Source organism: Vibrio sp. Y51_MX_L26, from assembly GCF_024181935.1.
In the GTDB taxonomy this organism is placed as follows: Bacteria; Pseudomonadota; Gammaproteobacteria; order Enterobacterales; family Vibrionaceae; genus Vibrio; species Vibrio diabolicus.
This window is the reverse complement of record NZ_JAMZAS010000007.1, coordinates 30,155-53,030: the sequence shown is the minus strand read 5'-3', so window position 1 is coordinate 53,030 and position 22,876 is coordinate 30,155. Positions and strand designations below refer to the sequence as shown.

At 38.9% G+C, this 22,876-nt stretch carries 23 protein-coding genes; 4 read left to right on the top strand and 19 right to left on the bottom strand.

The window, feature by feature from the left end; translation table 11 throughout:
* Nucleotides 1–133 precede the first annotated feature (133 nt).
* Complete coding sequence (locus tag NL645_RS15410) at nucleotides 134–484, top strand: DUF3135 domain-containing protein (RefSeq protein WP_253652001.1); 351 nt, start codon at nucleotides 134–136, stop codon at nucleotides 482–484.
* A 57-nt stretch (nucleotides 485–541) separates the two neighbouring features.
* Here NL645_RS15410 and NL645_RS15405 read toward each other — a convergent pair whose 3' ends face one another.
* The gene (locus NL645_RS15405; protein ID WP_253652000.1) at nucleotides 542–964 is read right to left on the bottom strand and encodes a DUF805 domain-containing protein; all 423 of its coding nucleotides are present in this window, start codon (nucleotides 962–964) and stop codon (nucleotides 542–544) included.
* A 161-nt stretch (nucleotides 965–1,125) separates the two neighbouring features.
* Complete coding sequence (locus NL645_RS15400) at nucleotides 1,126–1,473, bottom strand: 5-carboxymethyl-2-hydroxymuconate Delta-isomerase (RefSeq protein ID WP_017635986.1); 348 nt, start codon at nucleotides 1,471–1,473, stop codon at nucleotides 1,126–1,128.
* Nucleotides 1,474–1,743: 270 nt separating this feature from the next.
* On the opposite strand from NL645_RS15400, the gene tpiA reads away from it, so the two are divergent.
* Nucleotides 1,744–2,508 (top strand): triose-phosphate isomerase, encoded by a 765-nt coding sequence (gene tpiA, locus NL645_RS15395; RefSeq protein ID WP_253651999.1) that lies wholly within the window; start codon nucleotides 1,744–1,746, stop codon nucleotides 2,506–2,508.
* A 156-nt stretch (nucleotides 2,509–2,664) separates the two neighbouring features.
* Here tpiA and NL645_RS15390 read toward each other — a convergent pair whose 3' ends face one another.
* The gene (locus tag NL645_RS15390) at nucleotides 2,665–3,198 is read right to left on the bottom strand and encodes a YrbL family protein (RefSeq protein WP_309248903.1); all 534 of its coding nucleotides are present in this window, start codon (nucleotides 3,196–3,198) and stop codon (nucleotides 2,665–2,667) included.
* A gap of 490 nt (nucleotides 3,199–3,688) precedes the next feature.
* On the opposite strand from NL645_RS15390, the gene NL645_RS15385 reads away from it, so the two are divergent.
* Entirely contained in the window at nucleotides 3,689–5,038 is a 1,350-nt protein-coding gene (locus NL645_RS15385) for an MBL fold metallo-hydrolase RNA specificity domain-containing protein (RefSeq protein ID WP_253651998.1), read from the top strand.
* A 49-nt stretch (nucleotides 5,039–5,087) separates the two neighbouring features.
* Here NL645_RS15385 and galU read toward each other — a convergent pair whose 3' ends face one another.
* Together galU and NL645_RS15375 are read right to left on the bottom strand one after the other, a co-directional pair.
* Entirely contained in the window at nucleotides 5,088–5,957 is an 870-nt protein-coding gene (gene galU, locus NL645_RS15380; RefSeq protein WP_253651997.1) for a UTP--glucose-1-phosphate uridylyltransferase GalU, read from the bottom strand.
* 63 nt (nucleotides 5,958–6,020) lie between these two features.
* Entirely contained in the window at nucleotides 6,021–7,187 is a 1,167-nt protein-coding gene (locus NL645_RS15375) for a nucleotide sugar dehydrogenase (RefSeq protein WP_253651996.1), read from the bottom strand.
* A 159-nt stretch (nucleotides 7,188–7,346) separates the two neighbouring features.
* Here NL645_RS15375 and wecA point away from each other — a divergent pair, with 159 nt between their 5' ends.
* On the top strand, nucleotides 7,347–8,426 hold the full coding sequence (gene wecA, locus NL645_RS15370) for a UDP-N-acetylglucosamine--undecaprenyl-phosphate N-acetylglucosaminephosphotransferase (RefSeq protein WP_253651995.1): 1,080 nt from the start codon (nucleotides 7,347–7,349) through the stop codon (nucleotides 8,424–8,426).
* A 93-nt stretch (nucleotides 8,427–8,519) separates the two neighbouring features.
* Here the strand turns inward: wecA and manA are convergent, their stop codons facing one another.
* The 14 genes from manA to NL645_RS15300 form a co-directional block, all read right to left on the bottom strand.
* The gene (gene manA, locus NL645_RS15365; RefSeq protein ID WP_253652040.1) at nucleotides 8,520–9,731 is read right to left on the bottom strand and encodes a mannose-6-phosphate isomerase, class I; all 1,212 of its coding nucleotides are present in this window, start codon (nucleotides 9,729–9,731) and stop codon (nucleotides 8,520–8,522) included.
* 65 nt (nucleotides 9,732–9,796) lie between these two features.
* Nucleotides 9,797–11,215 carry a phosphomannomutase gene (locus NL645_RS15360; RefSeq protein ID WP_253651994.1) on the bottom strand — a complete coding sequence of 473 codons (1,419 nt, stop codon included), beginning with the start codon at nucleotides 11,213–11,215 and terminating at the stop codon, nucleotides 9,797–9,799.
* A 2-nt stretch (nucleotides 11,216–11,217) separates the two neighbouring features.
* Entirely contained in the window at nucleotides 11,218–11,967 is a 750-nt protein-coding gene (locus tag NL645_RS15355) for a glycosyltransferase family 2 protein (RefSeq protein ID WP_253651993.1), read from the bottom strand.
* On the bottom strand, nucleotides 11,967–13,373 hold the full coding sequence (locus tag NL645_RS15350; protein ID WP_253651992.1) for a mannose-1-phosphate guanylyltransferase/mannose-6-phosphate isomerase: 1,407 nt from the start codon (nucleotides 13,371–13,373) through the stop codon (nucleotides 11,967–11,969). Before NL645_RS15350 ends, NL645_RS15355 begins: the two co-directional genes overlap by 1 nt.
* Before the next feature lie 14 nt (nucleotides 13,374–13,387).
* Nucleotides 13,388–13,855, bottom strand: coding sequence for a GDP-mannose mannosyl hydrolase (locus NL645_RS15345; RefSeq protein WP_253651991.1), 468 nt, complete (start codon nucleotides 13,853–13,855; stop codon nucleotides 13,388–13,390).
* An 11-nt stretch (nucleotides 13,856–13,866) separates the two neighbouring features.
* A complete protein-coding gene (locus NL645_RS15340; RefSeq protein ID WP_253652039.1) occupies nucleotides 13,867–14,832 on the bottom strand; it encodes a GDP-L-fucose synthase in 966 nt (321 codons plus the stop codon).
* A gap of 11 nt (nucleotides 14,833–14,843) precedes the next feature.
* Complete coding sequence (gene gmd, locus NL645_RS15335) at nucleotides 14,844–15,959, bottom strand: GDP-mannose 4,6-dehydratase (protein ID WP_253651990.1); 1,116 nt, start codon at nucleotides 15,957–15,959, stop codon at nucleotides 14,844–14,846.
* Nucleotides 15,956–16,930 carry a hypothetical protein gene (locus NL645_RS15330; RefSeq protein WP_253651989.1) on the bottom strand — a complete coding sequence of 325 codons (975 nt, stop codon included), beginning with the start codon at nucleotides 16,928–16,930 and terminating at the stop codon, nucleotides 15,956–15,958. Before NL645_RS15330 ends, gmd begins: the two co-directional genes overlap by 4 nt.
* On the bottom strand, nucleotides 16,927–18,129 hold the full coding sequence (locus tag NL645_RS15325; RefSeq protein ID WP_253651988.1) for a hypothetical protein: 1,203 nt from the start codon (nucleotides 18,127–18,129) through the stop codon (nucleotides 16,927–16,929). The genes NL645_RS15330 and NL645_RS15325 overlap by 4 nt, the downstream gene beginning before the upstream one ends.
* A gap of 3 nt (nucleotides 18,130–18,132) precedes the next feature.
* Nucleotides 18,133–18,999 (bottom strand): glycosyltransferase family 2 protein, encoded by an 867-nt coding sequence (locus NL645_RS15320; RefSeq protein WP_253651987.1) that lies wholly within the window; start codon nucleotides 18,997–18,999, stop codon nucleotides 18,133–18,135.
* A gap of 4 nt (nucleotides 19,000–19,003) precedes the next feature.
* Nucleotides 19,004–20,116 (bottom strand): glycosyltransferase, encoded by a 1,113-nt coding sequence (locus tag NL645_RS15315; RefSeq protein ID WP_253651986.1) that lies wholly within the window; start codon nucleotides 20,114–20,116, stop codon nucleotides 19,004–19,006.
* On the bottom strand, nucleotides 20,100–21,017 hold the full coding sequence (locus NL645_RS15310; protein WP_253651985.1) for an SDR family oxidoreductase: 918 nt from the start codon (nucleotides 21,015–21,017) through the stop codon (nucleotides 20,100–20,102). The genes NL645_RS15315 and NL645_RS15310 overlap by 17 nt, the downstream gene beginning before the upstream one ends.
* Entirely contained in the window at nucleotides 21,018–21,638 is a 621-nt protein-coding gene (locus tag NL645_RS15305) for a DapH/DapD/GlmU-related protein (protein WP_253651984.1), read from the bottom strand. It lies immediately after the preceding gene.
* Nucleotides 21,625–22,875: a lipopolysaccharide biosynthesis protein gene (locus NL645_RS15300; protein ID WP_253651983.1), complete on the bottom strand. Its 1,251-nt coding sequence runs from the start codon at nucleotides 22,873–22,875 to the stop codon at nucleotides 21,625–21,627. The genes NL645_RS15305 and NL645_RS15300 overlap by 14 nt, the downstream gene beginning before the upstream one ends.
* Nucleotide 22,876 lies beyond the last annotated feature (1 nt).

The following is a 22,876-nucleotide window of genomic DNA, read 5'->3' as shown; positions in this document are numbered from 1 at the left end:
CACTTATTCAATATCAAGTTTGAAAGCTTCTCTTATAAGTGAGACGGCTGAAGAATTCATCCTCTCTCCTCTTTCTAGTGGTATAGGCTTTTAGTAACTAAAGGCAATTTCCATAAGGATTTGGAGAGCATCGATGTCTACTCTACGTCATACCTCATCCCAAACTCTTCCTCCATTCGATGAGATGGTTCGAATGGCAGAGCGAGATCCCGAAGCTTTTGAGCAATTTCGTCATGAGATGGCGAAAGAGATGATCGAGAGCGCATCAGAAAATATGAAAGAAAGATTGTGGGCTCAACAAAGCCACATTGATAGAGTCATCAGCACGTGTAAAAACCCTCATCACACCAATGTGGTATTGATGAACGAGTTGCAAAAACAGGTCGTGAAGTTCAAAGCAGCACTAGAAGGGGAACCGGCACCGACTCAAAACGCGAATGTGATTAGCTTAAATACGTTTAAAGATAGGGATGATTTTTACTAAAAGGCAGGAATAAGACTCTAGAACCCTAGAGTCTTATTCCAAAACATAGAGCTATACTTATTCCGGCTCAGGGCCATATTGGTTTGGTCCTGATGTCCCCTTTAAGAAACCACATTCAATTAGAATCCATAAACCACAAATTAGAGAAATGGAAGCGATGAACATCTGTGGGGTCGACGGCTCTTGCGCGGCAGGGCTAGTCATTGGAGTGGCAATTCGTCCTATAATCAACGGAATATTCAGTGCTAGCCAATAGATCGATTTGTTGCGGTCATGCCAACGCTTGGTGGTGATCGCCAAATCAGGGATCAACAGGGCCACCAAGAAAATAGGAAGAAGCACATAAGAGAGAGTAGGAAGCAGTTGGCTGATACCGGCACCAAAGCCTAGAATGGACACATAGTAAATTACGTTCCAAATCCAGTAGGTTTTACGGTCTATACGTCCTTGAAAAGAAAACAGTAACTCTTTAGTCGACATCAAATTTACCCCAAAGTAGAAAGGTTATAGATTAGCCGAGTCGATATAGTTTGGAAAGGACACCGATAACTTGGATGCCCACAACGTCCTTATAACAAGCAGAGCCAGGCTGAGAATTCGTAACAATAACCCCTCGCTATTCTCGGGCAATTCAGCGCAACCTAGTTCACTACCTTTTGGAAGCTATCTATATCCATGTCTCGGATATTGACCGTTAAACTGTGTACGTGACTGGCTTGCTCTTGAAGTGTCGCCATCAAGGCTCGTGACAGTTCTCGCTTTTGTTCTTGGGAGCGGCCAGATAACAAATCAAAGTTGATATGGATAAAGTCGAGGCTATCTCCCTCCTCCCCTATTAACCAATTGTGGCACCGGAGCGTTCTAGATTTCACAGACGCGAGTTCAAAAAGGCCACTATCTAACGCAGCTTTATGTAAGTCTTCCAGCAAACCTTGTACATTGACTCGCTCTTCCACTGAGTTCGAATACTCTAAAACTAAGTTTGGCATTTTGATTCCTTTCTACAACATAATAAATTCAGTGCGTAGTAATACCAATCTAGCCAGCAATTTCCGAGGAATGAACTATCATTCTGTCTACGCGATCACCAATCGATTGCTTTTAACAAAAATAACAGGATCGATGCTTGGTCGAATCAGTGAAGAAAGCCGGACAAGACATGACGCCAATCATGATCTGTTCACATTATTCTGTTATATTCCTACGTAGATTTTTTACATTAATAGACTATTTACATTAAAAATAAGGGAGATATTCCTATGCGTCGTCCTGTAGTGATGGGTAACTGGAAACTAAACGGCAGCAAAGCAATGGTAACTGAGCTGCTAACTGGTCTTAACGCTGAGCTTGAAGGCGTTGAAGGTGTTGACGTAGCAGTAGCTCCACCTGCACTTTACCTAGATCTAGCTGAGCGTCTAATCGTTGAAGGCGGTAACAAGATCATCCTAGGTGCTCAAAACACTGACCTAAACAACAGCGGTGCGTTCACTGGCGATATGTCTCCAGAAATGCTGAAAGACTTCGGTGCTTCTCACATCATCATCGGTCACTCAGAGCGTCGTGAATACCACAACGAATCTGACGAGTTCATCGCTAAGAAATTCAACTTCCTAAAAGAAAACGGTCTAACTCCTGTTTTCTGTATCGGTGAATCTGAAGCTCAAAACGAAGCTGGCGAAACTGAAGCTGTATGCGCACGTCAAATCAACGCAGTTATCGACACTTACGGTGTTGAAGCTCTAAACGGCGCAATCATCGCTTACGAACCAATCTGGGCTATCGGTACTGGTAAAGCAGCAACAGCTGAAGATGCACAACGCATCCACGCTTCTATCCGCGCACTAATCGCAGCGAAAGACGAAGCAGTTGCAGCACAAGTAATCATCCAATACGGTGGTTCTGTTAAGCCAGAAAACGCTGAAGCTTACTTCTCACAACCAGACATCGACGGCGCTCTCGTTGGCGGTGCTTCTCTAGACGCGAAAAGTTTCGCAGCAATCGCTAAAGCAGCGGCTAAAGCTTAATTTTGTTTTTAAACAAATAAAAATAACAAAGGGATGCATCATGCATCCCTTTCTCTATCTCGGTTCAAAACCGTCACCCACCAACATCAAACCACCAAATAAAACACCTTCAAAGGTACAGGTCTTCAAACTTATCGATTTTTTTGCCGTAAGCCTCTAACTCTTCAACTGTTTTTTCTTCTTGATGAAAACGTGCAAGTTTTTCCTTGGAAATTTCTTAAACTTACGATTAATCTTTTTATGCATTAGGTAAGGGATAAAGTCCGATACCGGAATAAATTCTGTATTACCAAATCCATCAACCAAATAGAGTGTAATAGCCCCTTCAGCCTGCCTCACCAGCAAGTTCGTCAACACTAAATCACTTGGTATAACTCGGTTCTCGATCAAGTAATCTTTTAGAATTCGAATCTCCAACAGCAAATGGTCGATATCGAGTTCATTCCCTTGCTGCACAATATATTGTGCAAGGTTTAATGAAACTAACAGGTCCTCGTCCAAAACCACTTGCTGCTTAAAGCCAACTTGAGTCTCTGTTGTCACCTTCCCCAAAAATTCTGGAATATGTGTGAACTGAACGCTTTTCTTTTTTAGTCGCTCAAAAAACTCAATTTCTCGATAGGTTTCTCCGCTGCGTCTTTCTGGCTCAACTTCACACATTGAGCAGGATTGGAAGGGTTTTGAAAACAAACTCGCTCTGCACCTTTACCGATAACCGTCCAGTTTTGGAATTCATGATCTGATTGCATCTTTAACCTTTACATGTTTTCTCTTGTAATCGACAGCAGGAAAGCGCTTACGTTGTATTTACGAGAGGAACTCTTTGAACTTAATGCTAATTGTACCACGAACTTGGAAAACTGTGACGAGTCGCTCGCCTATTGGTAAGATAAGCCTCGTCCTAACTCATTTCCTCAACCCCGTCATTCCGAGAAGCTCCTGCGACATCAGGAATATCCAAACAGCAAATAAACCAATGCAAATACACTAAACAACAGCTAACTATTTCCGTATATTCTAAATTCTCCTTATTAACCCTTTAAGATGGCAATGTTTTTCGGTGCTAACCTCATCGCATTTCATTAATTTTCCAACGAATTACATCCAATCCACTAGGTCATAAGCCTTACTCTTTTCTTACCTACTCACCTATGCTGAAGATAGAAGGAGAACTTAAGCCATGACGACACCAATCTCAGACATCGCCAGCGTTATCCATCATGGCGGAAAGCATACCGTTACGGGTTCCTGTCATGAACTTAAGCTCGACAATGGCAGTATTTTGATTGATTGCGGGCTCTTTCAAGGCAAGGATCTCAGCTTTAATGGTCGCAACTCCTCTCTGAACATTGAGTTTCCTATCGAACAGATAAGAGCGCTCGTTCTCACTCATGCTCATATAGATCACATTGGCAGATTGCCATGGTTACTAGCTGCTGGATTTAAAGGGCCAATATATTGCACGCAAGCAACGGCGGAACTCGTTCCCTTAATGCTTGAAGACGGCTTGAAACTGCAACTCGGTTTAAACTACCGCCAGCGACAACAAGTCCTCAATATCATCAAGAAGCAACTCAAACCTTGTGATTATCAGCAGTGGGTAGAAATCCCTGCTCTCGCACATGTCCGCTTCCAACCTGCAGGGCATATATTGGGCTCTGCGTATGTCGAATTTAAACTGTCAAATAATGAAGTTGTCGTTTTCTCCGGTGACTTAGGGCCATCGAATACGCCACTTTTGCCTGATCCACAATCGCCAGAGCGCGCGGACTACCTATTTATAGAATCCACCTACGGCGATAGACAACATGAAGACATTGCGACACGTACAAAGCGTTTAAACGACATCATTGATCATGCGTTAAAAGATGGTGGTGTGATTCTGATCCCTGCTTTTAGTGTCGGCCGAACACAAGAGCTGCTATTTGATATTGAGCAATTGATTAACCAGCATGAATTGGCATCGTCATTACCGATCATCCTAGACTCCCCTCTAGCAAAAGAAGTGACAAAAACGTATCGACGTTTTAAAACCTTATGGAGTCAGGAAGCAAAACAAAGATTAGACAATCAACGCCATCCACTTGCTTTCGAACAGTGTATTACAGTTGAAAGTCACACCGAGCATACAGCCTTAGTACGCCGACTCGCTTCAACTGATGAAACCGCCATTGTTGTAGCCGCTTCCGGAATGTGTGAAGGCGGCAGAATCGTCAACTATTTGAAAGGCCTTCTTCCCGATGAAAGAAACGATGTGCTATTCGCAGGTTATCAAGCTCAAGGTACGTTAGGTGAGGCGATACTATCAGGCAATTCAGAGGTTGAGATAGATGCTCAAGAAATCCAAGTTAATGCCCAGATTCATACTATATCTGGTTATTCCGCCCATGCAGACAAAAGTGATTTACTCAAATTTATTACTGGCATTCCCACACAACCAAAAGCCATTCATTTGATTCATGGGGAAGATGAAGCCCAACAAGTATTGGGGAAAGCGTTAGAAAAGAAAGGATTTTCGGTGGTTTATTGATGTATGAGGTTGTAGGGCCTAGGACTTAAGTACCTGGGCCCTAACGTAATTAAGCAACCTGCTCGGTAGGCACTTCTTCAACCTGATTTTTCGAAGGTTTGTTGTAAATATTCTCAAAGCAGTAGTTTGTCGCTTCAATGTAACCTTCTACGCTACCACAGTCGAAGCGCTGACCTTTAAACTTGTACGCCAATACGCAGCCGTTTTGTGCCTGCTGCATCAGCGCATCCGTGATTTGAATTTCGCCACCTTTGCCCGGCTCAGTATTTTCAATTAATTCGAATATATCCGGAGTCAAAATATAGCGACCAATGATCGCCAGATTACTTGGTGCAGTGCCCGGCTCTGGCTTTTCAACCATATTGTCGATGCGGAAGATGTCATCTTTGATCATCTCACCCGCAATCACACCGTATTTATGCGTCTCTGTTTCTGGGACTTCTTGTACGGCGACAATCGAACAGCGGAACTGCTTGTACAACTCAACCATCTGCGCTAGCACACCTTTGTCTTCGTTAACACACAGGTCATCGGCCAATACCACAGCGAACGGTTCGTCACCCACTAGCTCACGCCCGGTCAGAATAGCATGACCCAAGCCTTTCATTTCACGCTGACGAATATAGGTATAGCTCGCTGAATCAATCAAACTACGGATATCATCTAATAGTACTTCTTTACTACTACCGCTAATTTGATGCTCTAACTCGTAGTTTTTATCGAAATGATCCATCAGTGAATGCTTGCCACGACCCGTCACAATACACATGCCATCCATGCCTGCTTCAATAGCTTCTTCGACGCCATACTCGATGAGTGGTTTGTTGACCACTGGCATCATTTCTTTTGGCATGGATTTAGTCGCAGGCAAGAAACGCGTACCGTAACCCGCTGCAGGGAATAGACATTTTTTTATCATTTTTAATTACCAACTGAAAAAAAAGCTCCACGGAAGGAGCCTTTAGCTTTAAGAAAATTGAAATTAATCGCTACCAAACAGGTCACGTGTATAGATTTTATCAGCGACGTCAGCCAGTTCTTCTACCATACGGTTTGAAACAATCACATCAGCAGTCTGTTTGAACTCATTCAAGTCTTTTACGACACGAGAGTTGAAGAACTCCTCTTCTTGCAGAACAGGCTCATATACCACGACGTCAATGCCTTTTGCTTTGATGCGCTTCATGATCCCCTGAATAGAAGAAGCGCGGAAGTTATCAGAACCTGCCTTCATTATTAGGCGGTAAATACCGACGACTTTAGGCTGGCGTTTGATGATCGACTCGGCAATAAAGTCCTTGCGCGTGCGGTTTGCATCTACAATTGCACCAATGATGTTATTTGGTACATCTTGATAGTTTGCAAGAAGCTGCTTAGTGTCTTTTGGCAGACAGTAGCCACCGTAACCAAACGATGGATTATTGTAATGATTGCCAATACGAGGATCTAAACCGACACCTTCAATAATTTGGCGTGCGTCTAAGCCATGCGCTTCTGCATAAGAATCCAGCTCATTGAAATACGCAACACGCATCGCTAAATAAGTGTTTGAAAACAGCTTAACCGCTTCTGCTTCTGTTGAATCCGTAAACAGTACTTGAATGTCTTCTTTTACCGCACCCTCGACCAATAAACTTGCGAAAGTCTTGGCACGTTCACTTCGCTCACCGACAATAATACGAGATGGGTGTAGGTTGTCGTAAAGCGCTTTACCCTCGCGTAAAAACTCTGGAGAAAAGAGGATATTTTCACAACCCAGCTCTTGTTTAATGCGAGCCGTATAACCTACCGGAACCGTCGACTTGATGACCATCACCGCTTCAGAGTTTATCGCCATCACGTCTTTGATCACCGATTCAACTGAAGAGGTATTAAAGTAGTTGGTGGCCGGATCATAATCCGTCGGCGTCGCAATAACCACGTACTTAGCGCCGTCGTAAGCCTGCACTTTATCTGTGGTCGCAACAAAATTAAGTGTTTTGTTTGCCAGAAAATCTTCAATTTCAACATCGGCGATAGGCGACTGTCTGTTGTTTAGTAATGCCACTTTGTCTGGGATGATATCGACCGCCACCACTTCGTGATGCTGAGCCAAAAGCATGGCGTTTGAAAGACCCACGTAGCCAGTTCCCGCAACTGCGATTTTCATTATTATATCCTTCATTAATTTTTTACAAAGAATACCAGAACTTGAAAAATGGAACCACTTATGAACCATAACCTCTCCAGCCTATAAGTTTGAACTTTTTAAATTAGAGAAGTTGAGCTAAAATCAGTCGATATAATCAAAATAATCGTTGGCTAAATTATGTTCCTCGAGCTTAGTTTTATCTTTTTTTCTTCATTTACAACCTTATTCTTGATGCGAAAAATAGCAAAAAGAATAGGGTTAGTAGACAAACCAAACACAAGAAAACTCCACCATGGCGCAGTCCCATTGGTGGGGGGAATATCCATTTGTTTGGTGTTGGCGCAATACTTAACGTTCAAACCACAGACTATTGAGCATAGCTGGTTATACCTTCTGTGTATTGCAGTGCTTACTCTTGTCGGTGCAATCGATGACAAGATTGACCTTAGTTTTAAAATACGTATGGGAGTTCAAGCGACTCTATCGATTATCATGATGAAAGTAGCGGGTATAGAGTTACATAGCTTGGGCAATATGTTCGGGATCGGTGAAATATCATTAGGCTGGGGAGGGACGCTAGTTACTATTCTGGCTGTCATTGGAGCGATTAATGCCTTTAACATGGTGGATGGTATTGATGGCTTATTGGGTGGGCTATCTATCGTAAGTTTTGGCGCGATTGCATTCTTGTTACAAGTAGATAGTCAACACGGTTTAGCTTACCTGTGTGTTGTTATTATCGTAGCGATGCTACCTTATATATTCATGAACATAGGAGTATTAGGGCGAGAACGTAAAGTATTTATGGGTGATGCAGGTAGTATGATGATTGGCTTTACTGTCATCTGGTTACTACTAGGAGTAAGCCAAACAGAAGGTACTCCACTGATGCGTCCAGTAACTGCACTTTGGCTTATTGCAGTACCGTTAATGGACATGGCTGCTATTATGATTCGCCGTGTTAGAAGAGGAGACTCCCCTTTCAAGCCTGACCGTGAACACTTACACCATATTTTCCAAAGATTGGGGTTGGGACCAAGACAAACGCTAGTCGCTATATGTTTGATCGCAGCGATGTATGCTTCATTCGGAGTTTATGGTGAAGCAACAAATATTCCCGAAGTCACTATGTTTGGGTTGTTTATTGGCTGCTTTATTCTTTATTCTGTTATCTTGGCGTATATATGGAAAATTACGAGTTTCCTCAGAGCCAAATTACATGGAAATTCACAGATCCAAAACTCAAAGGTATTATAGACACCTTTTCAACATAGGCATGATGTAGAAAGTTGAGATTCTACATCATGCTTCATCCATCTCCATCAATAGTAATAGACTAAATTGATGCTATTAATTGTAAGCTCTTGCAATACGCCCCCTAGACGTTAATTTGTACTCTTTCGCATAAGCAGGAATAAATGCAGACTCTCCTCGATTAATAAGCATTGTTTCTCCTGATACATGCTCAAGCAGAGCATCATCATCGATAGCAAACACTATTTCAGCACTATCAACTGCTAAAACCAATGCATCAGCTTGGATAAAACAATCAAACTTAAAGTCTTGAACAGGAACTGGATAGCTTAGTTTGCTCCCTTCAATTTCCGGCTCCAAGAGTAGTGACCTAGAAGGTTTTTCTTCAAATAAAGTACACTTTGTCAATTCGACAACGTCGATATGCTTGGGCGTAAGTCCTGCACGAAGAACATTATCCGAGTTTGCCATAATCTCGAGTCCTGTACCTTTTAAGTATGCATGAGGAGTTCTGGCATCAAGATACATGGCTTCACCAGGCTTGAGTGTCAGCACATTAAGCATGAACGGAGAAAAAAGACCTATATCATTCGGATAGGCTTTCGCCAACTCCAACACTAATGCATTCAAGTCATTATCTATTTCTGGACGCTGGTGTTTGCTAGCGTGCTCAAGCAAAGCACATATTGATTGATGTTTCTCATCACCACTTAGAGATAAAACGCCAGTGAAGAAGGCTTCCAATCCCTTGGGCGTCATGCTGTGCTTAAAAGAGTCAACTAATCTATCAACCGCAGGCATTTCTGCTTCAGAGAGTAATTGGGTAAAAAGAGCAAGGATCTCTTTAAAACTACGGAAACCATTCATGGCCTGATAAGATGTTAATGCATAAACTAGCTCTGGCTTGTGGTTAGCATCGCGGTAATTCCGGTTCGAAGCGAGACGGTCAATACCTCGAGCTTCCTCACGGATAAAACCTTGTTCGGCTTCTTCTTTGTTAGGGTGAACCTGTACAGATAGAGCTTGGTCTGCGGCTAATACTTTAAACAGATAAGGAAGTTCACCATAGAACTCTGCTGTTGACTTAGAAAGTACCCCAATTTTATCCTCATTGATCAATGTGGAAAGCAGCACTGACTCTCCCTCAACAATAACCTTAGAGCAGCCATTAGGATGGGCTCCCATCCAGATTTCAGCCTGTGGCTCTTGATGTTTGTTATCAATGCCAAACAACGTAGAAATTGATGTTTTGCTTCCCCAAGAATAGTTTTGAATAGGATTTTCTAGCTTGTAAAAATTATTTTTCATCATAATAAAAACCAAAAAAGCTTGATTCAGAAAACTAAATCAAGCTTTGTAATTCGCATCTAATATTACAGTTGCTGAACCCTAGATAAAGTGTGCTCAACAATCTCTTTCGCTTGTGAAAATGTATTCGCTTCAGCATAACAACGGAGCTCAGGTGCATTTCCAGATGGACGTAAATGAAGAATCGTTTCATTACACAAAGTTAATCTTAAACCATCTGTTACATCGATGCTTTCAACTGCTAAGCCATCAAAGCCAAGTTGAGACAACAAACTATCAGGAGCAGCCTTACCAATATCTAAAATCGCTAAACTCTTTTCAGTGGCAAAGTTTTGAATACGATCACTGTGGGTAAAGCGTTTGGGTAATTGTTGAACAAGCTCAATGATAGATGACTCTTTCGCAGCCGAAAGTAACATCAATGCTGGTAATACGGCATCACGCGTTGGTAACGCTTTCAACACCTTGCCATTTACTTTGATATCCGAGCCTAACAAAAAGCCCCCGTTAGCTTCAAAGCCAGCTACAGAACTATAACGTTCTGCTAACTGAGCGAACTCAGCAATCACATAAGGGGATCCAATTTTTGTTTTTGAAACAGTCTTAAACGCTGGAGAAGCTGCAATCACAGTATTACTGCTTACAGGAATAGCCAACGCTTCGATATTCATCGTTTCTGCACAAAGCAATCCTAAGATATCACCACGCAACCATTCTCCATTTTCATCAGCCACTAAAGGTCTGTCTCCATCACCATCGGTAGAGAAGATAAAGTCTAGATTTAAACCTTCAGACCAAGTTCGGGCTTTAATTTTATCTGATTCAGCAACGGCTTCAGTATCAATAGGCACAAACTCATCTGTTCTCTCGAGTGAAATAACATCCGCACCTAAAGCTTCAAAGAGACCTTGATACAAATCTCGTCCAGCACTGGAGTGTTCGTAGATGCCAATACGTTTACCTTGCAACAAATCTGGTTCAAACAGACTAGTATAGCGCTCCAAATATTGTTCAGTTGCCTTGGCATCGACAACTAACTCTGGTAATACATTTGATGCGAGGAACTCTACATCTGAGTTTAAGATACTCAATTCATCTACTTTGGTAATTTCGCCATCTGGACGATAAAACTTTAACCCGTTGCGATCAAATGGGATATGGCTTCCCGTTACCATGATACAAGGGATAGACTCTTGCATCGCAGAATAAGCAAGCGCAGGTGTAGGAATGACACCGTAGTATGCTACTTCGTAACCCCGGTTTTTAATCGCAGCAACACAAGCTTGTGCCATAGCGTAGCTGCTAGGGCGATTATCAATCGCTACAGCTACTTTGCCAAATTCAAAATCAGTCTCAACTGTTGCCATAAAAGCATGAGCAAATGCAGCACAAACTTCTAGGGTAAAATCTTCTACTAGCCCTCTAGCCCCACTAGTTCCAAACTGAATGCCCGACTGTTGAATAACTTGTTTAGTATTTAACATAATCAACTCTTTTTCAAAAATTGTGGTATTTTAGACACGTTTTTTATGAAAATAGCGCTAGGCCAGAACAAGCCATTATTATTTAAGGCTCTAATATCCTCTTTGGTTTTATGGATAATGTTACTTAGGCTATTGTTACTCGTACCACCGACTCGCATCTTAGTAATGACTTTAGGTAAATAAGCCATTGTGATTTTATTAATCCACAAATAACGAAGCAATGAGTCATAGTCTGCTGAAATATTGAAATTTAAATCAAACATACCGCAAGATTGGTATAACTCTCGCTTCATATAAAACGTTGGGTGAGGCGGCATCCAACCTTGCTTTAACTTACTGCGTTGGTATTGGCCTGACTTCCATAAACGAACAACATTATTAAGATTATCTTTAGATACATATTCCAAATCAGCGTACACTGCTTGGGTTTGCTTTTTATCCATCAAAGCTACAAGCTCACTAACGGCATCTGGATAAGCAAATATATCATCAGAATGTAGAAAGCCTATAATATCGCCTGTCGCTGCTTGGATACCTTTATTTAACGCATCATAAATGCCCTTATCCGGCTCAGAAATAATGGTAGATACACGAGAGCAATTAGCTTTAATCACGTCTAAGGTGTTATCTTTCGAAGCTCCATCTACAATAATATATTCAATATTTGGGTAAGTCTGTGATTCTAATGATTGCAAGGTCGATAGGATGGTCTCAGCACTATTGTAAGTTGCGGTAATAATAGAAACTTTCATCAGTATCCTACTCCGTACTCTTCCAAGCGTACTATGTCATCTTCTTCTAAATAATTGCCTGAACGCACTTCAATCAAATGCAAATCGACTTTTCCTGGGTTTTCTATACGATGAGCAGAACCAAGTGGAATATAGGTAGATTGATTTTCACTGACTAGATAGCTTTTCTCACCATTGGTTACTTTCGCCGTGCCTTGAACCACAACCCAATGCTCCGCTCGGTGATGATGCATCTGAAGTGCCGTTTTTTCACCTGGCTTTACACGCAAGTGCTTAACATGGAAACGTTCCCCTTCAGCAATTTCATCATGTGAACCCCAAGGGCGGTAAACCTCCCTGTGTTGTTCGCATTCGCTTCGGTTTTGGACTTTCAACAGATTAACAATATTTTTTACGTCTTGAACTTTGTCTTTGTTGGCAACTAGCACCGCATCTTTGGTTTCAATAACGACGAGATTATCAACCCCAACTGTAGACACCAGTTTATTTTGTGCGTAGATATAGCTATTACTGGTTTGATCAGTCAGTACATCCCCTACGGCTACATTGCCCAAATCATCTTTAGCAGATACTTCCCACAATGCACTAAAAGAGCCCACATCACTCCATCCTGCATTCATAGGAACTACCAATGCATCGTGAGTTTTTTCCATTACTGCATAATCGATGGAGTCATCAGGACAAAGAAAAAATGCTTCTTCAGCTAATCGAATAAAGTCCAAATCTTGTCGCGAGCCTTGCATAGCAGATTCACAAGCTTCAAGGATATTAGGATGTTGCTCTTTAAGCTCCTCCAAATAACGAGAAGCTTTAAACAAAAACATACCACTATTCCAATAATACTCACCAGAAGCCAGATATTGTTCTGCTGTATTTAAATCTGGCTTTTCGACAAACTGAGCAACTCGAAAAACAGACTCTTCGATGGCATCACCATGCTTAATATAACCATAACCAGTCTCAGGTGCAGTAGGTATAATACCAAAAGTGACCAACATGCCTTCCTCAGCAGATGGGATAGCGGCTCTAACTGCATCAGAGAATGCAAAAGAATCTTGGATTACATGATCAGCAGCAAGGACTAATAACAATGGGTCTTCACCACTTTTAACCGCATGCAAAGCAGCAAGAGCGATTGCAGGTGCAGTATTTCGGCCTACTGGCTCTAGTATAATTCCACCATGCTGAATATTCTGCTTTCGCAACTGTTCAGCAACAATAAACCTATGTTCTTCATTACATATTATTAAAGGAGATTGATGTTCTAAACCAGAAAGACGCACTATCGTCTCTTGCAGCATAGATTTCTCACTCGTCAAACTAATGAATTGCTTGGGATACAAGCTACGTGAAAGGGGCCATAATCGGCTACCTGAGCCTCCAGCCATTATTACAGGTAAAAGCATATTACTTACCTACATTATTTATAATTATCAGAAAAATACGCCTTGGTATTACTATGAACCAGCTTAGATGCAAGTAGTTCGTTTACTTCCCACCATTGGTAGTTCTGGTGTTGCTCATCGGGCAAACCAGATAATATTACATCTAGCTCAATTTGATAACCTAAAACCACATAGTGAGTTGAAAACTCACTACCAGAAAAATTATCCGTGTAAAGGTGCTGATATGGACCTAATAGGGATGCCTTGGAGATAGGTATAGATACCCCTAACTCAACTTGGGTTATGCGTAAAAAGGCTTGCTCAAAAGTTTCGTCTTTGCAAATACGTCCACCTGGAACAAACCAGAAACCTTTTGCAGGACGGTTTGTTCTTAATCCTAATAATACTTGATCGTTCGAGTTACGAACAATGAGATCTATAGAAACAAGTGGGGTAGATGCAACGACCGTTTTAAACGTTGATTCATCCAGTCGTTGCGTCATAACTATACCTATTATTTACGAAAATGATCTTGGTTTGCTAAGAACCATTGGTATGTGTTACGCAGGCCCGTTTCTAGTTCCACTTTATATTTCCATCCCAAAGAGGCAAGGCGTGAAACATCCATTAATTTACGAGGCGTACCATCAGGCTTTGAGCTATCGAAGACCACTTTACCTTCAAATCCAACGACCTTGGCCATTGTCTCCGCCATCTCACGAATAGTACAATCCTTGCCTGTGCCAACGTTAATATGAGAAAGCATAGGTTCGGTATTGGCTTGGTAACTCTCACTATCAAGTTCCATAACATGAATGGAAGCTGCTGCCATATCATCCACATAAAGAAACTCACGCATCGGCTTACCAGTCCCCCACACAATAACCTCTATATCGTTATTTAGTTTTGCTTCATGGAATCGGCGCATCAAAGCTGGAATTACATGAGAGTTTTCTTGATGAAAATTATCGTTTTCACCATATAAGTTTGTTGGCATCACACTGCGATAGTCACGACCGTACTGTCGGTTATAAGATTCACAAAGCTTAATACCTGCAATTTTCGCTATCGCGTACGGCTCATTGGTGGACTCTAACGTCCCTGTAAGCAACGCACTTTCCGTCATAGGCTGTTCAGCTAACTTAGGATAAATACAAGATGAGCCAAGGAAGAGAAGATGCTGAACATTATTATTATGAGCTGCATGGATGATGTTGCACTCCATGATCAAGTTCTCATAAATGAATTCCGCTGGATAAGTATTGTTTGCATGAATACCTCCAACTTTAGCCGCAGCTAAGTAGACCTCATGAATCCCCTCCACTGCAAAAAACTCATTAACTGCATTTTGGTCTAAGAGATCTAACTCTGTGCGTGTGCGTGTAACAACTTCAACATTATCCCGTAAAGATAATTGTCGAACAATTGCCGACCCAACCATTCCTCTATGACCAGCAACAAAAACACGTTTTTTCACCATCATATTCACTTTTAGTTTTCTAAAGAAATTGCCACATCAAAACCATGAGATTTCAACAGCGCATGTTGTTTCGCTTTAGATACATCTGCAGCAACCATTTCTGAACACATTTCTTCTACAGTGATCTCAGGCACCCAACCTAACTTTTCTTTGGCTTTACTTGGATCACCTAAAAGTGTCTCAACTTCAGCCGGTCGGAAGAACTTAGGACTAACACGAACAATCACATCACCAACTTTAATAGATGGTGCTTTTTCACTATCGATAGCAGTTACAGTTGCAATTTCATCCACGCCTTCTCCTGAAAACTCTAATTCTATACCCGCTTCTTTTGCTGACATACGTACGAAATCTCGCACTGAGATTTGTTTGCCCGTAGCAATAACAAAATCATCAGCCATGTTTTGCTGCAGCATCATCCACTGCATACGAACGTAGTCCTTAGCGTGTCCCCAATCTCGCAAAGCATCCATGTTACCTAAATATAAACAAGACTCTAACCCTTGAGAAATATTGGCAATACTGCGCGTAATTTTACGTGTAACAAATGTCTCACCGCGACGAGGAGATTCATGATTAAATAAGATACCATTACACGCATACATACCATATGACTCGCGGTAGTTTACAGTGATCCAGTAAGCATACATCTTAGCAACCGCGTATGGAGAGCGTGGGTGGAAAGGGGTCGTTTCACGTTGAGGTATTTCCTGAACTTCACCGTAAAGCTCAGAAGTCGATGCTTGGTAGAAGCGAGTCTTCTTTTCTAATCCATTGATACGTATCGCTTCTAACAAACGGATTGTTCCCATAGCATCAACGTCGGCAGCATACTCTGGAGACTCGAATGAGACTGCCACATGAGACATTGCACCCAAGTTATAAATCTCATCGGGTTGAATTTGCCCAACTAAACGAATTAGATTTGAACTGTCAGTTAAATCACCATAATGTAAATGAACTTTATCGCTAGTATTAAGCAAAGCATCTATTCGATCTGTATTGTAGGAAGAAGAGCGTCTAATAATTCCGTGAACTTCGTAGCCTTTGTCAACTAGAAACTCGGCCAAGTACGAACCATCTTGCCCTGAAATACCAGTGATTAATGCTGTTTTATTGTTGCTCATTTTAATACCTTTAATTTTCCTGCTACTTTTACTAAGAATTTTTTAACACAATTGAAGAGAACCGAATAAAGATCTCTCAGGTTTAAATAGAAGTTATCTGCGATATATTCACCTTTATTTGTAGGCCTTTCAACACCATGGCTATAGAAACCATCATCGTCATGAACGCTTCTAGTAGACGAAAAGTTAACATCATAAATGGACAAGGAGCTATCTACTGAACCCAACTTCCAATCTCTTTCAGCAAGACAGACTGGGACGGAGTAAAGACCTTTAATACCAAAGTGATGACTACCAGCTAAACCAGGATTGGACGTTAGCGAATATCTAGGATAACTAAAATACTTTCCCGTATGAACTAAATATCGCGCATAGTGTTTTTTCCATGATTGTTTACTCCATCTACATATATATTGGGGTAATAAATCATCAGTAAACGTTTCACAATCATTAAAAGACAACCACGCTCTAAAATCACCCCATTGTTTTTGAGTAATTGCAAAACCCCATGATGACGGGAACTGTAAATAGTAGTTATCAAAGCTATCAATACAAGGCCTAAAATCAACTTTGTCATCCTCGTTCCTAGTGTATGAATATAGAGAGATGCCACCTAACTTAGGTTCAGACCTTGATAAATAATAGGATGATACTAAATAGTTCTCGAAAAAATGTGAAATATATAGGTCTTCTTCTATTAGTACTAATAAATCATAATCCTTAACTAAATCTCCGCAACTTAATACGTGTTGCTTCAAACCAAGGTTATTATTATAAGTCACTAAACGAGTTTTTTTATCCCCCCAATAGTAACTTGTGAATAAATCAACCATTTGACCTTGCGACTTAGAATAATCTATTGACGCAATGATTTCTACATCTTGGTTAAATTGTGCTTCACTTAGAGTAGAAAAAACTCTACTGGCAGCATCCAAACGGTTATAACATATAACACATATTCCTATTTTCACTGAAATCTACCCTTTAGAACCTTTTCATTTAATCCTATTTTATAAACATACAACAAGAGAAACAAATAAAACGCAGAATAGGGGCTACTTAGCAATAATATGACTATCAAAATAGAAAATGAAAGTAAACTTAGCCAGCCTAAGTGATGAACCTTAACCTGAAAAGAGAACGCTGAAATTAAAACTATCGCTAAGCCTACTAAACCGAGTTCAACCCCTATGGTTGTAAAGCCAAATAAGCCAGTAGACGATTCATATACATTGTAATCAAATAACTGTTGATTATAAGCAATGTCCATAGAACTACCGATACCATATGAAAACCAGCCTTTTGACATCCAGTATAAGTTAAAGACAAAATTAAAAAAACGGACCGTTATAGGGTTTAGAGCTGGAGGAGGATTGTTTGGATTAAATGATGTAGCAATGTTAACTAGTTCCGATGCATCCAAGTCAAATCTTCCGATTTTAAAATCAATTGTTGAAATAACACCATAGAGGGAGAAAAAAATGAATACTGATAATACTAAAGTAGCCTTAGGTTTCATTGAGAAAATATAATACCAAAGTAATGCCAATATTAATAACACCACTGCATTCGATCCACTAGATACCACAAAAACAGCTAATATGCCTCTTTGCCATATAGAGTTCTTATCTGGAAAGGCAAATGTTGACATCAAAAATACAAATGACAATAAACCAAAATCTCTAGGCTCGCCAACTAAACCACCAAAACGGTCACTATTAAAAGCTATAAATCTATGGATGTAAGGTAATATATTAAAATAAACTAGAACAAAATATAAAAACAGTATAAAGCTACTGATAACAAACCAATTCCTAACCCTAGGAAGAATAACATAAAGCCTATTTTTATCATGGCTACTAACGAATATACATATCAAAGCCACTTCTGGTAACTTATATAAGAGATACATTATCGTCCTTCCGTAACCAATTAATTCCGTATCAAATGCAAGAAAATAAAAACTAATGATATTTAAAAAAATGATTATAGCAAGCCATAAAGCGAAGCCAGAACTAATTACCTTTTTTTTAATTACTAGAACACTAAAAATTAACAAGCCTAGACTAACTAATTTATGAGGCAAATTTAAAGGCAACACAGAAGCAAATAAAAACTGAAAGTATGACAAAAATATGTAAAATGAAAAACAATACAGTGACAAACTCATTAATTATCTACCGAATAATATCAACCAAATCGAAGGTGCATACTTTCTAAAATAAAGCTTTGCCATGCGAACATTAACATTTTTTCGACTATGTTTTTTGACAAAATACTTCCACTCGTCTACTGGAGCAATTTGGTTTGGCCGATTTAGTAACTTAAGTCTAGTTTTAAAATCGAGGCTAATATCTCTAAATGTACCTATTTTTGAATTTGATGAACAATAACCTGCAACGCCTTTTAATTGAAAGTTTAAAAACCCCTTCTCAGTGAGACGATAACCATAGTCAAAATCTCCCATTTGATGAGTATATACCTCACATAAATTACCGATTTCCTCGTACCCTTCTCGTGATACTAATACAAAGTTACCATTGATAGTATCACTCAACTGATTGAATTTATCATCCACTTGTAGCATCTTAGGCTTAAGTCTGTCTTTTCCACGATCTAACCAACCACCATAAGTTGGAGTTCCTTTATCGTTGACCATTTGTCCGCAGATTGCACCAACTTTGATTCCAGATAATCTCAAATTTGTAAGGGAAGTAACTATGCGAGACACTGCATCATCAAGAAGGGTAACATCATCATTTAACCATAGAAAACCATCATAATTAATCCCACTATCAATGGCTTTCTTCCAAGCTAGTCTCATACCCCCGTTCCAGTATAGGTTACCATTACCTGATATAAGCTTTACATTAGGGAATTTGTTACAAACAGCTTCCGAAGTGCCATCACTAGATCCATCATCAACTAGATAGACATCCAGTTCTATACTTTCAATGTACTTTTGCTGCTCTAAAGAGTTCAGGCAATTAAGAGTTTTCTCTACTCTATTAAAACACGTCATTAAGACTGCAATATTCATTTGATCACTTCCCTAAAATTTCTTTTACAATCTGATAATATTCCTCAGAAGTATACGAATTAGTAACGACTGATTGTTCTAGAGATTGATAAATAGCTGATAGACAACTTTCATGATCACCAGCTTTAAAACAAAGTGCATTCTCATAATTTTCAATCTGTTCTAGGTGTACAGGTATATCAGATAGAACGAGCTTTTTGTTGAGATACTTAGACTCCTCAACAGTTGAGCTCCAACCTTCAAAAAATGAAGGATTAACAACTAAGGCTGCACCACGTAAAAGTTTAATATACATTTGTCTATCAACTAAACCTAGCAGAGAAATATGTTCTCTAATATCAGGGTGTTCTACTAAATTGCTAATCTCTTGGATATAGTGGGGATTCCTGTAATCACTCAACTCTCCTGTACAAATTAATTTAAAAGGCCTGCCTCTCAAAGTCGATACTTTTAGAGCTTCAAAAACCACTTTATGATTCTTGTGTTTCCAAAATTGGTTAGGTAGAAAAACATATGGAGTATTTGGTATATCATCTATTGTCGAGGGACTACTGTTTTCGTTCGCACTCTCTAAATATGGAGAAAATCTATATACATATGGTATCGCGGATAAATTATAAAACTTTTCTGCATCGCTTTTAGCGCTGTAGCTACTGAAAAGTACTGAACCGGATGAAAGATACTTTTTGTATTTTATATCTCTTACCGAGATTTCTTTTTTTGAAAAGTGTTGAGGTAAGTACTTATGCTGAAAGTCAGGTATCCAAGGAATACATCTAAACCCTAGCCAAGGAGTTATATAGGAATGGGAAAGTAAGTCTATTTTTAGTTTTTTCAAAATGAAATATAAAAAGGCATTCTCCCCTAATACTGTCCTTGATATATACCTAATTATTCTTGATGATAACCTTCGGTTAGATAAAAGCTTTGTCCTAGTAACTAGGATATTACTTTTATTAGGAATTTCATCAAGCTCAGCCTCCGGTGAAGAAATAATATGTAAAGTAACATCATCTTGCTTACTCAACTGTTTGAATAAAGAAAGATAATAATTCTTCCCACCAACCCAATTATTTGAAGGTAGATATATAAATGCTAAATTAATCATATTTTCCATTATTTAAAAACCAGTCGCAATAACTTTTAATTCCTTTTTCCAAGTCAGTATAGTCAATATTAAACTTTTCAGAACCACAAGTAAGATAACCTTTAGGGTTTCCAGGGTTATCTTCTCCTGTAAATACAACTGGAATATTATTGGACAATTGAGAACTTATTATGGAAACTAAATCTCTAATTTTAACTGGATTAGCCGTTCCACAGTTGTAAACAGGATTACTAACAGAAGCCTTACTAATACAAATAGTTATAATTTTTACTAGATCATTAATGTGAATAAAATCTCTAATTTCATTTCCTGTCCCAAAAAATTTAGCGTTTCCGCTAACTATTTTTTGACAAGCATCCCAAAGAATTTGTTTCTTGAGTCCGTTCCCGTATACTGAAAATACTCGTAAAGTAGCTGACTTTATGCCATATACTTCTGAGTATTGTTTAACTAAATGCTCACTAATTAAGTTACTAAAGCCATAAGAAGAAACTGGTTTTGTCAGTGAGTGAATAGTTAATGGTAATGAGTGGCATTGCCCATAAACTGCAGCAGAGCTGATCTGAATAAACCTTGCGCCCCAAAAAAACTGTCTTATGAATTCCAAGGAATCAATTGTGGCCTCTGTTGTTTTAACAAAGTCTTCTTTGGGATTTTCATGAGAAAATCTCACACTTCCACTCCCAGCACAGTTAATAATAGCTAACAAATCACTATTAATCGTCTCTTTTATTTTTAATAACGTATTATAATTTATGTCACTACTGTGATGCATTACTCTATCGGAGGTAGATTCTATGGTCCCACGCCCAATTGATATAATATTATGCGTTGTAGTTTGTTCAATATGACGAATTAGATGTTGACCGATAAAACCGGCCCCACCTAAAACTAAAATTATCTTAGACACTTAAAACCTACTTAATCTTTTGACTACTTTCGCTGGATTTCCCGCAACAACACTGTCCGCTGGTACATCTTTTGTTACGATTGATCCAGCAGCAACAACAGCTCTTTCACCGATAGTTACGCCTTTTAATATAACAGCATTCATCCCAATCCATGCATCATCTCCGATTTTTATACTAGATGATTTTACTGAAGACCAACACTTATTGGCAATAAATGATTTTCCAGCTCTTGTATCACTAAGCTGCTGCTCTATATCTTTTCTTCGAGCCATATAATCCAAAGAATGAGAGTCATGATCGTAAATAGTTACTCCCCAAGCGATTGTTACGTAATTACCTATAATAACCGAATCTATTGAAATAATTGAAGTACCACTATTTATGAAACATCGATTTCCTATTGAAACCTCACCAGTTTTACTTTCAAAAATAATTCTACAACCTAGGATATTATCATTGCCAATTTTAACTGATTTTTCATTTTCAATATTACTTAAACCAGAGATTTCAAAAGATTTTCTTAGTATATTGGAATTTCCTATAAAAACACTATTACTTTTTTCTGAAACCATTTTATATGGATTATAGAATGCACGTTTTATTAATTTATTTATAAACATTCAACCTCTTTATTTCTTTAATTGCTTTGAAGTTACAAGCAATTAAAGATATTGATACAATAATTGCTGTCGATAATGGATAAGAGAGTAACTCAAGACCAATGAACTTAAACAAGTAGAAAGTTGGAAAAATTAACACTATGCCGATTAATGATAATATTATTTGATAATTAAGCACATTTGTAGCGTTAAGATAGACCGCTCCGCAATACGAAAATGCTTGTATGCATATTGTGGTACCCATTATGTATATTAGTGGTTTGGATATATCAATATTATCTAACAAGCCTAAAACAAACATAATACGTTCAAAAGCCATACAAACCATGAACACACCTATTGAGAATATTCCAGCCAATATTATGAGATACTTGTAGAGCCTCATACATTCATTAGCGTTACCTTTAGAGTGTAAATAAGAAAATTCTGGCCAAGCAACAGCTATAATCATATTAAAAACAGATAAACCAGAAATGAAAATTTTATTATAAGTATCATACATCGCCACATTTGAAATTGAAAAATTACTAGCAATCATAATATTACCTATACTAAAAAGTAATATTGAAGATAATTGAATAATAAAAAACCTAAGCCCTAATTTAAGCGTATTACTATATAGTATTTCTTTTGGTGGTATTAATTTAAATTTCAATCTTTTTTCATATTTCAACCTAAAAACAAAAAATTGAACTAAACTAGGAACAATATTTGAAATGACAAATAAAAAAACAAGGGTTTCATAATTATAATTCCAATTTAGAAAATATATATAGACAAAAGTCAACCAAAGAACTATTCTTAATGACTCTATAATGCTATTTACACCTACCAACCTTAGGCCTTGAAGAGCATAACTGAAGTTCTTTAATGGAAAAAATAGTATAATTGGTATATACAATGCGAATATTATTGCTATATTGACTTCTAGTTTACTAAAAAAGCTAGCGCAGATTATCATGATTATGAGCATAAGTAAGCTCATGTAAGTGCTAATCGACATGACCATAGAGTATTCTCGATTAATATCCATGCCATTTTTTGTAGCCACTGCATTTTTTAGAGTATTACCAACTCCCAAATCAAATAATGTAATCCAAGTGATAACTGAAGTTAATGTAACCCATACGCCATATGAATCATTCCCCATACCTTTTATTAGCACATTAATTGATATAAGGCTGCATATAAGACTTAGGAACTTAGATAAAATAGATAAAGCTGAACTCTTTAGCATC